The sequence below is a fragment of the Phenylobacterium sp. genome (assembly GCF_036402295.1).
Lineage (GTDB): Bacteria > Pseudomonadota > Alphaproteobacteria > Caulobacterales > Caulobacteraceae > Phenylobacterium.
Window position 1 is genome coordinate 1 of record NZ_DASWTE010000284.1, and the last position, 9,725, is coordinate 9,725.

12 protein-coding genes are annotated in these 9,725 nt (G+C 70.2%); 4 read left to right on the top strand and 8 right to left on the bottom strand.

Going from position 1 to position 9,725, the window contains the following annotated elements; translation table 11 throughout:
- Window positions 1-1,656, bottom strand: a 1,656-nt coding sequence (locus VGD44_RS17030) for an alpha/beta fold hydrolase (protein WP_331089268.1), incomplete at its 3' end; no start/stop codon positions are given.
- 118 nt (window positions 1,657-1,774) lie between these two features.
- Here VGD44_RS17030 and VGD44_RS17035 point away from each other — a divergent pair.
- Window positions 1,775-2,230 (top strand): hypothetical protein, encoded by a 456-nt coding sequence (locus VGD44_RS17035; RefSeq protein ID WP_331089270.1) that lies wholly within the window; start codon window positions 1,775-1,777, stop codon window positions 2,228-2,230.
- Window positions 2,231-2,279: 49 nt separating this feature from the next.
- Window positions 2,280-3,074: a pyrroline-5-carboxylate reductase gene (proC, locus tag VGD44_RS17040; protein WP_331089290.1), complete on the top strand. Its 795-nt coding sequence runs from the start codon at window positions 2,280-2,282 to the stop codon at window positions 3,072-3,074.
- On the opposite strand, the gene VGD44_RS17045 is transcribed toward proC, so the two are convergent.
- The 4 genes from VGD44_RS17045 to VGD44_RS17060 all read right to left on the bottom strand — a co-directional run bounded on the left by VGD44_RS17045 (window position 3,071) and on the right by VGD44_RS17060 (window position 6,104).
- Window positions 3,071-3,487 (bottom strand): DUF2147 domain-containing protein, encoded by a 417-nt coding sequence (locus VGD44_RS17045; protein ID WP_331089272.1) that lies wholly within the window; start codon window positions 3,485-3,487, stop codon window positions 3,071-3,073. The two genes, proC and VGD44_RS17045, sit on opposite strands and share 4 nt — an antisense overlap.
- A 66-nt stretch (window positions 3,488-3,553) precedes the next feature.
- Window positions 3,554-4,915 (bottom strand): sensor histidine kinase, encoded by a 1,362-nt coding sequence (locus tag VGD44_RS17050; RefSeq protein ID WP_331089274.1) that lies wholly within the window; start codon window positions 4,913-4,915, stop codon window positions 3,554-3,556.
- Window positions 4,915-5,622 (bottom strand): response regulator transcription factor, encoded by a 708-nt coding sequence (locus tag VGD44_RS17055; RefSeq protein ID WP_331089276.1) that lies wholly within the window; start codon window positions 5,620-5,622, stop codon window positions 4,915-4,917. Before VGD44_RS17055 ends, VGD44_RS17050 begins: the two co-directional genes overlap by 1 nt.
- Window positions 5,619-6,104: a MarR family winged helix-turn-helix transcriptional regulator gene (locus VGD44_RS17060; protein WP_331089278.1), complete on the bottom strand. Its 486-nt coding sequence runs from the start codon at window positions 6,102-6,104 to the stop codon at window positions 5,619-5,621. The genes VGD44_RS17055 and VGD44_RS17060 overlap by 4 nt, the downstream gene beginning before the upstream one ends.
- Before the next feature lie 77 nt (window positions 6,105-6,181).
- On the opposite strand from VGD44_RS17060, the gene VGD44_RS17065 reads away from it, so the two are divergent.
- The gene (locus VGD44_RS17065; protein WP_331089280.1) at window positions 6,182-7,069 is read left to right on the top strand and encodes a branched-chain amino acid aminotransferase; all 888 of its coding nucleotides are present in this window, start codon (window positions 6,182-6,184) and stop codon (window positions 7,067-7,069) included.
- Here the strand turns inward: VGD44_RS17065 and VGD44_RS17070 are convergent.
- The 3 genes from VGD44_RS17070 to VGD44_RS17080 all read right to left on the bottom strand — a co-directional run bounded on the left by VGD44_RS17070 (window position 7,066) and on the right by VGD44_RS17080 (window position 8,649).
- Complete coding sequence (locus tag VGD44_RS17070) at window positions 7,066-7,467, bottom strand: hypothetical protein (RefSeq protein WP_331089282.1); 402 nt, start codon at window positions 7,465-7,467, stop codon at window positions 7,066-7,068. The genes VGD44_RS17065 and VGD44_RS17070 overlap by 4 nt on opposite strands.
- Window positions 7,468-7,561: 94 nt before the next feature.
- A complete protein-coding gene (gene folB, locus VGD44_RS17075) occupies window positions 7,562-7,924 on the bottom strand; it encodes a dihydroneopterin aldolase (RefSeq protein WP_331089284.1) in 363 nt (120 codons plus the stop codon).
- Window positions 7,921-8,649, bottom strand: coding sequence for an SDR family oxidoreductase (locus tag VGD44_RS17080; protein ID WP_331089286.1), 729 nt, complete (start codon window positions 8,647-8,649; stop codon window positions 7,921-7,923). The genes folB and VGD44_RS17080 overlap by 4 nt, the downstream gene beginning before the upstream one ends.
- Window positions 8,650-8,942: 293 nt before the next feature.
- Between VGD44_RS17080 and VGD44_RS17085 the strand changes: the two genes are divergently transcribed.
- The coding region (locus VGD44_RS17085; protein ID WP_331089288.1) for an aldehyde dehydrogenase family protein at window positions 8,943-9,725 on the top strand (783 nt) is incomplete at its 3' end.

The following is a 9,725-nucleotide window of genomic DNA, read 5'->3' on the forward strand; positions in this document are numbered from 1 at the left end:
ATCGCGCTCGTCGCCGTATTCGGCCCGGCGATTGTCGCGGCGGTAGCCCTCGGTGTTTTGCAGGAAGGTGACCCAGTCGGAGATGCCGTAGAGGTCGATCGCGCCGGCGATGCGGTCGTTGTAGTGGCCGGCCACCGCCAGCACCATGTAGCCGCCGTACGACTGGCCGACGACGGCCACGCGGCTCGCGTCCAGGTCGGGTTGCTTGGCGATCCAGTCGAAGAGGGCGCCGATGTCCTTGACCGAGTCCTCGCGCTTCTCGGCGTTGTCGAGGCTCATGTAGGTCTTGCCGTAGCCGGTCGAGCCCCGGACGTTGGGGATGATCACGGCGGCGCCCAGCTCGGCCACCCAGGCCTGGCGGCGCGGGTTGAAGCTGGGCTGCTCCTGGCTCTCGGGCCCGCCGTGGATCTGGATCACCACCGGCAGCTTGCCCGCCTTGGCGGCCTTCGGCTTGTAGATGAAGGCCGGAATCTGCTTGCCGTCGAAGGTGGGGTACCGGAACAGCGCGGGCTCAACGAGCTTCGCGGGATCAAGACCGCCCAGCTCGCTCTCCGTCCAGCGCGTCAGCTCTCCGCTCGCCAGGTCATAGCTCCAGACGTCGCCCGAGCTGGTCGAGGTCGACAGGCTGAGGCCGATCTTCTTGCCGTCGGGCGAGAACTTGGCGGCGGTCAGCACGCCCTGCGGCAGCTTCGGGCCCGGCAGCGCCTTGCCGGTCCCCACGTCGCGCAGGACCAGCGTCGAATAGCCCTCCTCGTTGACCGAGAGCGCCACGACCTTGCCGTCGGGGCTGACGTCGAAGGCCTCCGAGCTCCATTTCGCGGCGGGCTCCAGGTCGCGGACCTTGCCGGTCTTCACGTCGATGACCACTGGCCGGGTGTGTTCGGCGCCGTCGTCCGAGAGGGTCAGCACGCCCGCGCCGCCGTCGACGAACGCGGCGCCCTGGTAGCCGATCTTCCGGTTGGGCCCGATCGGCGTGAGCTTGCCGGTGGCCACGTCCAGGGTGAACAGCTCGACCCACGCCGAGGAGTTGAAGCGCGCCGCCAGCACCGTCTTGCCGTCGGCCGTGATGTCCTGCGGGGCCATCGAGCCGGTGCCCTCGTGGATAACGCGACGGCCGGCCGGGTTCGACGGATCGGCCAGCAGGATGTCGTAGTTCGGATCGCCGGGCGTGACTTGGCTCCAGACCACGGCCTTGCCGTCCTTGGAGAAGACGAAGCTCTGGTTGCGGGTGTTGGGTGCGGTCAGCTGGGTCTCGGTCCCGCCCAGGCTCCGGATGTAGGCCTGGTAGTACTCGGCCCCGCCCACGTCGCGCGGATAGAGGTAGGTCGACGTGCCCGGCACGACCTCGGCGTTGTTGATCGGTTCGCCGAAGAAGGTGAGCTGGCGACGCGCGCCGCCGGGCTGGGCCACGCGATGGATCTGATTGGTGTCGCCGAAGCGCGTGGCGATCAGGATCGAGCCGTCGGGCAGCCAATCCTCGAACACCGCCGAGCGGGCGTTGTAGTAGGGCGCGATGGCGGCCTGCAGAGCCGGCGGCGTCGCCGGGGCGCCGTCGAACACGATGGCGCCCACCTCGCGCCGCACCGGCTGGGCCTGGGCGGCCACGCCCAGGGCGATGGCAAGGGCGGTGCCGAACAGCAGCGCGCGCGACGGCATCAAAGGCACTCCCCGACTGAAGGCGCGGACCCTAGCGGGCGTCCGCGTCTGCGTCATCTCTGTCCCGAAACGGCACGGGCCTTGCATGGTTAAGGGCCCCAACCCTGGAGATTCATTCGTGAAAGTCGCCCCCCAAGCCACGCCGCCCCTTGCGGCCACAACCCTGAAGACCAACACCAACAACGAACTCAACCCGGCGAAGCAGGCCAAAGCTGCCGAGACCCCGGCAAAGGGCGCCGCGTTCGGCCATGCGGTGGCCGAGTTTGCCCATGCGCGGAACGCAGCGCGCTTCGAAGCCAAGCACGGGCCGAAGACCCCGCCGCTGCCCGTCGTGCCGCCGATCGTCGAGACGCCGCCGGTGGAAGAGACCCCGCCGACCGACGTCGTCGAGGAGACCCCGCCGGTCGACACCGTCGAGGAGACGCCGCCGGTCGACGGCACGGTCGAGACGCCGCCGGTCGTGGAGGCCGACACCCCGACCGTCGTCGATCCTGCGCTGGCGCTCGAAACCCAGCTGCTGGCCGACCTGATCGCCAATTCCGAGCCGGGCGATACGGTCGATATCCTGGCCTAGGTCTCTTTGATTGGTCGGCGCGTCCGTGTCAGCTAGGGTCGCGCCGATGATCGCACCGATACTGATGCTGGGCGCTGGCCGGATGGGCGGCGCCATGATCGAGGGCTGGCTCGCCGCCGGCGCCTTCGCGGGCTCGGACCTGATGATCCGCGATCCGCAACCCGGCCCGGCGGCGCTGGCCGCCGAGGCGGCGGGCGCTGTCCTCAATCCCCCCGACGCCGAACTGGCCCGCGCCGCCACGGTGGTGCTGGCCGTGAAGCCGCAGGTGTGGCGCGAGGCGGCGGCCGAGGCCGCGGCGTGGCTGAGCTCGGGCGCGGTCATCGTGTCGATCTGCGCCGGCGTGAAGTCGGGCGATATTGCCAAGGCCTTCGGCGGCCGCTGCGTCGCGCGCGTGATGCCCACGACAGCGGCGTCGATCGGACAGGGCACCGCCAGCGTCTATGCGGACGACCCCGCCGCGCTCGCCCGCGCCCACGCCCTGCTCGAGCCGCTGGGCACCGTGGTCTCGCTCGCCGACGAGGGCCTGATGCACGCTGCGACGGCGGTGTCCGGCTCGTCGCCGGCCTATCTTTACGCCTTCATCGAGACGCTGGAGGCTGCGGGCGCCGCGGCCGGCCTCTCGCCCAAGGACGCCAAGCGGCTGGCGCGCTCGACACTGACCGGCGCTGCGGCGCTGCTCGCGAAGACGGGCGAGGACCCCGCCGAGCTCCGCCGCCAGGTCACCTCGCCGGGCGGCACCACCCAGGCGGCGTTGGACGTGCTGCTGGCCAGCGGCGCGCTGCCCGACCTGATGCGCGAAGCCGTCTCCGCCGCCGTCCGCCGCTCGAAGGAGCTGGGCGCCTAGCTGCGTTTCCAGGTCTGCGCCTGGCAGACCACCAGCACGCAACCTTCGACCTTCAGCGTGCCGTTGGCGTTCACGCCGATCTTCGAGTCGTAGGTCTTGCCGCTGTTGGGGTCGTAGATCTTGCCGCCGGTCCACCGGCCCGGCGCCGCCTGCTTGAAACCCCAGAGCATCGGCATGCCCATGATCGGGCGGGTCTTGAGCTTCGGGTCGGGGTTGTTCTGGTCGGTGGCCTTGGCGTCGGCCGGCCTGAGCCAGCTGATATTGCCGCACAGCCGGTCGGCCTTGCCGGGGCAGGGCGCGATGCGGACCTTGCCGCCACCGCCCTGCGTCAGCCACTCGCCCTCCACCGGATCGGCGGCCAGGGCCGAGCCCGCGGCGAGGCTGAGAACGGCGGCGAAGGCGATGGCGCGCATGAGGCTCCCCGATGTCCGGTTCGCGGGCGAGCTTGGCCGTCGCCCGTGAACCCCACATGAACATCGTTACCCGGGCAGCCGCACGGTCGCCCGCAGGCCGCCCAGCGGCGAGCGGTCCAGGATGATGTCGCCGCCGTGGCCGCGCGCCACGTCGCGGGCGATCGCCAGGCCCAGACCCACGCCCTTGATGTTCTGGTTGCGGCTCTCGTCCAGGCGGGCAAAGGCCTTGAAGGCCTCTTCGTGTTGCTCGGCCGGGATGCCGGGACCGTCGTCGTCGATGGTGATCTCCAGGCCCTGGGCGTCGCGCCGGGCGGCCACCGCGACATGCTCGCCGTGCGCGGCGGCGTTCATCACCAGGTTGGCCAGAGCCCGCTTCAGGGCGTTGGGCCGGGCGGTGGCGCTCAGGTCGGGGTCGGCGTCCACGCGCACCTGCGCGCCCATCCGCCGGGCGCCCTCGCTCACCGCCTCGATCAGCGGCCGCAGCGGCACGGCCTCGGCCGCCTCGCCGCCCTCGCCGCGGGCGAACGCCAGGTACTCGTCGACCATGTGCTCCATCTCGGAGAGGTCGCGCTTCATGTCGGCCGTGCGGCTGTTGGGCTCGGCCAGCGCCAGCGTCAGCTTCAGCCGCGTGAGCGGCGTGCGCAGGTCGTGGCTGACCGACGCCAGCAGGGCGGTCCGCTGCTCGATGTGCCGCTGGATGCGGCCGCGCATGTCGAGGAAGGCGTGGGCCGCGGCGCGCACCTCCCTCGCGCCATGCGGCTTGAAGGCCGGGACGTCGGCGCCACGCCCGAAGGCCTCGGCGGCGCTGGCCAGCCGCTCGATGGCGCGCACCTGGTTGCGGATGAACAGGAGCGCCACGGTGGTCAGCAGCACCGTCGCCACGGTCATCCAGAGGACGAAGATGTGGCCTTGCGTGGCGAACGCCCGCTCGCGCGGCGCCAGCACGCGCATCACCCCGCCCTGCACGCCCACGCGGATGTCGACGTAGGCCGGGTAGCGGGTGGTGTCGAACCAGAACGGCGCGTCCAGTCGTTCGCTGAGCGCCCGGTCCAGCGAGCGGTCGATGGGGGCGAAGAAGGCCTCCATCAGCACCGGCGGGTCGCGCCGCCGCACCGGCAGCTTGCGGCCCGGCTGCAGGGCGATCGACAGGCTCATCGAGTCCTCGGCCCGCTGCGAGAGCTTGGCGAAGGCCTCGGGACTGGGGTCTTCCTTGTAGCTCTCCACCGCCCAGGCGATGTCGCCGGCCAGCCCCTCGGAGAGCCGGCTCGTCACCGTCTGCCAGTGCGCGTCGAAGAACACGTAGGTGACCGCGATCTGCATCAGCGCCACCGGCAGCACGATGATCAGCAGCGACCGCCCGAACAGCGTCCCCGGCAGCCGCCGCTTCAGCCAGCGCACGAACACCCGGAAGGACGAGGGGAGCCGCATCAGTCCGGCGCCAGGCGGTAGCCCACGCCGCGGACGGTCTGCAGGTAGCGCGGGGCTTTGGGGTCGTCCTCGATCTTGCGGCGCAGGCGGGTGACCTGGACGTCGACGGCGCGGCCGGAGGGGTCGACCGAGCCGCGGGCCAGCTCCATTCGGTCGACCGCCTCGTGCGGCGTGCGGGCCAGCTGGCGCAAGAGCGCGATCTCCGCCTCGGTCAGGCGCACCGCCTCGCCGGCGCAGGTGAGCTCGCCGCGGTCGGCGTCGAACGCGCAGCGGCCCAACGAGAGCGAGCCCGCCGCCTGCGGCCGGTCCCTGGCGCGACGCAGGATCGCCTCGATGCGGAGCAGGAGCTCCTCGGGCTCGAACGGCTTGCCCAGGTAGTCGTCGGCGCCCAGCTTGAGGCCATCGATGCGGTCGGCCGCCTCGGTCCTGGCGGTCAGCATCAGCACGGGCGTGCGGCCCGACGAGCCGCGCTGCTCGCGCAGCCACTTCGTCAGCGAGAAGCCGTCCTCGCCCGGCATCATCACGTCGAACACCGCCAGGTCGAAGTCGAGGGTGGCGAGCAGCCGCCGAGCCGGCGCGCCGCCGGCGGCCGCCGTGACCCGGAAGCCGGCGCGCGACAGATATTCCTTGAGCAGGTCGCGGATGCGGTCGTCGTCGTCGACCACCAGCAGGTGCCGCGCACGCAGGGGCGCGTCCGAGAAGCTCATGGGCGTCCTCCGCCGGGGCTCTTCGTCCGCCCCCCAGCCATGGCCGACAATATGGCGCGCGCACCGGCCACGCCGTCCAGCCCCCCGGTGCGGTAGGCGCGGACGAGCAGGCTGCGCAGCCGCTCGCTGATCGCCGCCTCGAACGCCTCTCCCCGCGGGGTGAGCGCGGCGCTGCGGCGGCGGCCGTCGATGTCGCCCGCCTGCTTTTCGGCCAGGCCCTTGGCCGACAGGTCCACCAGGATGCGGCTCGCCGCCTGTTTCGACAGGCTGGTGAGGTGGGCGAGCTCCTGCACCCCGATCCCCGGCCGCCGGCGCAGCAGGAAGGCCGCGCGCCAGTGCGAACGGCCCAGGCCCAGTCCCTCCGCCTCCAGCCCCTGGTCGACGGCGGCCCACAGCGACGCCTCGGCCAGCAGCAGGAGCTCGACGCCGGCGTCGAGCTCGTCCTCGCGCAGGATCAGCCGCGGATCGGGCGGCGCGCTCACGAAAAAGCGCCCATTTCGTTTGACGCGGACGCGCCCGGCGGGTTCAAGGGGCCCTTCCGAAAGGAGGTTTTCCCCTCATGGCTATCGTTCCCTTCGATGATCGCGACGGTTGGATCTGGCTCGACGGCCAGTTCGTGCCTTGGCGCGAGGCGAAGGTGCACGTCCTCACCCACGGCCTGCACTACGCGTCGGCGGTGTTCGAAGGCGAGCGGATGTATGGGGGCGAGATCTTCGAGCTGACGGCGCATACGGAGCGGCTGTTCGAGTCCGCGAGGATCCTGGACTTCGAAATCCCGTACACGGTGGCCGAGATCGATCAGGCCTGCAAGGACACCTGCGCCAAGAACGGCCTGACCGACGCCTACATCCGCCCGATCGCCTGGCGCGGCTCCGAGATGATCGGCGTGTCGGCCCAGAACACCAAGATCCACGTGGCCGTCGCGGTGTGGGACTGGCCCAGCTACTTCTCGCCGGAGGAGAAGGCCAAGGGCATCCGGATGACCTGGGCGAAGTACAAGCGCCCCAGCCCCGAGACCGAGCCGGTCCACGCCAAGGCCACCGGCCTCTACATGATCTGCACCATCTCCAAGCACGCGGCGGAGAAGGACGGCTACACCGACGCCATGATGCTCGACTACCGCGGTTACGTCGCCGAGAGCACCGGCTCGAACGTGTTCTTCATCAAGGACGGCGTGATCCACACGCCCACGCCCGACTGCTTCCTGAACGGCATCACCCGCCAGACGGTGATCAAGCTCGCGAAATCCAAGGGCTTCGAGGTGATCGAGCGCCACATCCGGCCGGAGGAGCTGGCGGGCTTCACCGAGTGCTTCGTGGTCGGCACCGCCGCCGAAGTCACGCCGGTGGGCGAAATCGGCGAGTACCGATTCCGCCCCGGCAACATCTCGCTCAGCCTGATGGACGATTACGCCCGGCTGGTCCGCCGCGAGCTGGTGGCGGCTTAGACCAGCACTGCGTAGGGCCGCGGGTAGGCCTCGCCGCGGCTCAGGTGGACGAGGCCCACGATGCAGCGCAGGCCGAACCAAACGGCCGCGAGCGCCCAGACCAGGCCCGCCAGCGCCATGATCGGGAAACCGATCAGGATGACGGTCAGGATGGCGCCGATGCCCATCAGGATCCCGCCGATGACACCTCCCACGATGGCGAGCAGCAGGCCCAACCAGAAGGTGCGTATCAGGAAGGTGTAGTGGGACCGCATCACCGGTCCGGCGGTGCTGCGCTGGACGTACGCGATGATCAGCCCGATGACCGCCGTGATGCCCGTGGCGAAGGCCAGCAGGTAGAGCGCGTAGCAGATGATCGGCATCGTCCGGTCTTCGTAGCCTACGTAGTCGTCGGTCATCGTCGCTCTTGGTCCTCCATGCACGCTATCGTGCTATGCAAGATAATGGCCCCTGCGCGACGTCACGCAAAGCGGTCACCGCGTTACAAATTGCTCACCCGCGTTGCAGCACGATCTCGACCCCGGCGCCCACGGCGTGGGGGGCCAGCGCCAGCGGCTTCTCGATGCGGACGCGGGCGCGGGTGACGCGGGCGTCCTGCAAGCAGGCCTCGGCCAGCCGGTGGGCGAAGGTCTCCACCAGGTCGACATGGCCCTGGCCGGCCAGCGCCTGCGCCGCCGCCAGGATGGTCTCGTAGTTCACCGTCTCGGCCAGCCGGTCCGAGGCGTTGGTGGGCACGTCGAGCTCGACGTCGACAATCAGCGGCTGCACGCGGCCAATCTCGTGGCGGTAGACGCCGATCTGGGCCTGCACCTGCAGGCCGGTGACGAACACTTTGCTGGCGGTCTGCACGCTCACGCCAGGTGCTGCCCGGAGTCGACGGCGATCATCTGGCCGGTGACCGCCTCGGCGTCGATGAGATAGCGCAGCGCCGCCGCGATCTGCTGCGGCGACGACGGGCGCTTCATCAGCGTGGTGGCGACCTCGGCGTCGAACGCCGCCTGGTCCTGATGGATCGAAGGCAGGGTGGGGCCGGGCCCGATGCCGTTCACCCGGATGCGCGGCGCCAGCGCCTGGGCCAGCATCTGGGTCGCGTTCCACAGCGCCGTCTTCGACATCGTGTACGAGAAGAAGTCCGGTCCCGGCCGCCAGACCCGCTGGTCCAGCACGTTGACGATCAGGCCCTCGCGATCGGCCGGCAGCCGCCGGGCGAACGCCTGGCTGAGCACCAGAGGCGCGCGCAGGTTGGTCTCCATGTGGAGATCCCAGCTGGCGCGGTTCATGTCGGAGAACTGGTCCTGCTCGAAGACCGAGGCGCAGTTGACCAGCAGGGTGATCGGTCCGAGCTCGGCCTCGGCCTCGCCGACGAGGGCCACGGTGGCCGACTCCTTGCGCAGGTCGCAGGTGACCAGGGTGGCCTTGCGGCCCTTGCTGCGCACCGCGCCGGCGGCGGCCTCGGCGTCGTCGTCCATCGTGCGGACGTGCAGGGCGACGTCATAGCCCGCCTCGGCGGCGGCCTTGGCCAGCACCCGGCCGATCCGCCGTGCGCCGCCCGTCACCAGTGCTGCGCCGCGGCCGGCCATCCGGAATGGCCTTAGTCGAAGCGGCCGAACTCGAAGCGGTTGAGCGCCGCGATGACGGCGACGAAGACCAGGATCATATAGACGCCGCTCATGGGGCCTCCGGAGTCAGGTTGGCGTGGGCTTTAGCGAGGCCCGGGCGAAGCGGCAAGGACGTTGCGTTGCGCAGAAGAGTTGCGCAGGAGTCCACACGGAGGGCTTTCAACCTGAACGCCGATCACTAAAATGATTGTTTGAAGGGTTGGGCGATGAGGCCTTAAGCCCACAACGACACCAAGATCGCCAGGAGGACGTCTATGCGCGAGTACCTCAAGTTCTACATCGATGGGGCGTGGGTCGATCCCGCCGAGGGCCTCAAGACGCTCGACGTCGAGAACCCCGCCACCGAGGAAGTCGCCGGCAAGATCGCCATGGGCTCGGCCGCCGACGTCGACAAGGCCGCCAAGGCCGCCCGCAAGGCCTTCGCCTCGTGGAGCCAGACCAGTCGCGAAGAGCGCCTGGAGGTGCTGGGCCGGATTCTGGCCGAGTACCAGAAGCGCTTCGGCGACCTCGCCACGGCGGTGACCGAAGAGATGGGCGCCCCGGCCAGCCTGGCCCAGCGCGCCCAGGTGCCGATCGGCATGGCGCACCTCGCCACCGCCGCCGAGGTCCTCAAGACCTTCAAGTTCGAGGAAGACCGTGGCGCCACGATGATCGTCAAGGAGCCGATCGGCGTCTGCGGGTTCATCACCCCCTGGAACTGGCCCCTGAACCAGATCGTCTGCAAGGTGGCTCCGGCCATCGCCACGGGCTGCACCATGGTGCTGAAGCCGTCGGAAGTGGCGCCGTTCTCGGGCCAGATCTTCGCCGAGATCATGCATGCGGCGGGCGTGCCGAAGGGCGTGTTCAATATGGTGCAGGGCGACGGCCCCACGGTCGGCGCGGCGATCTCCAGCCATCCCGAGATCGACATGGTGTCGTTCACCGGCTCGACGCGCGCCGGCATCGAGGTGGCCAAGGCGGCCGCCCCGACCGTCAAGCGCGTGGCCCAGGAGCTGGGCGGCAAGAGCCCGAACATCGTCCTCGACGACGACGCCTTT

Coding starts and splice junctions, on each gene's coding strand:
- VGD44_RS17045 (WP_331089272.1), bottom strand. CDS start 3,487: ATGCGCGCCATCGCCTTCGCCGCCGTTCTCAGCCTCGCCGCGGGCTCG.
- VGD44_RS17050 (WP_331089274.1), bottom strand. CDS start 4,915: ATGCGGCTCCCCTCGTCCTTCCGGGTGTTCGTGCGCTGGCTGAAGCGG.
- VGD44_RS17055 (WP_331089276.1), bottom strand. CDS start 5,622: ATGAGCTTCTCGGACGCGCCCCTGCGTGCGCGGCACCTGCTGGTGGTC.
- VGD44_RS17065 (WP_331089280.1), top strand. CDS start 6,182: ATGGCTATCGTTCCCTTCGATGATCGCGACGGTTGGATCTGGCTCGAC.
- VGD44_RS17070 (WP_331089282.1), bottom strand. CDS start 7,467: ATGACCGACGACTACGTAGGCTACGAAGACCGGACGATGCCGATCATC.
- VGD44_RS17080 (WP_331089286.1), bottom strand. CDS start 8,649: ATGGCCGGCCGCGGCGCAGCACTGGTGACGGGCGGCGCACGGCGGATC.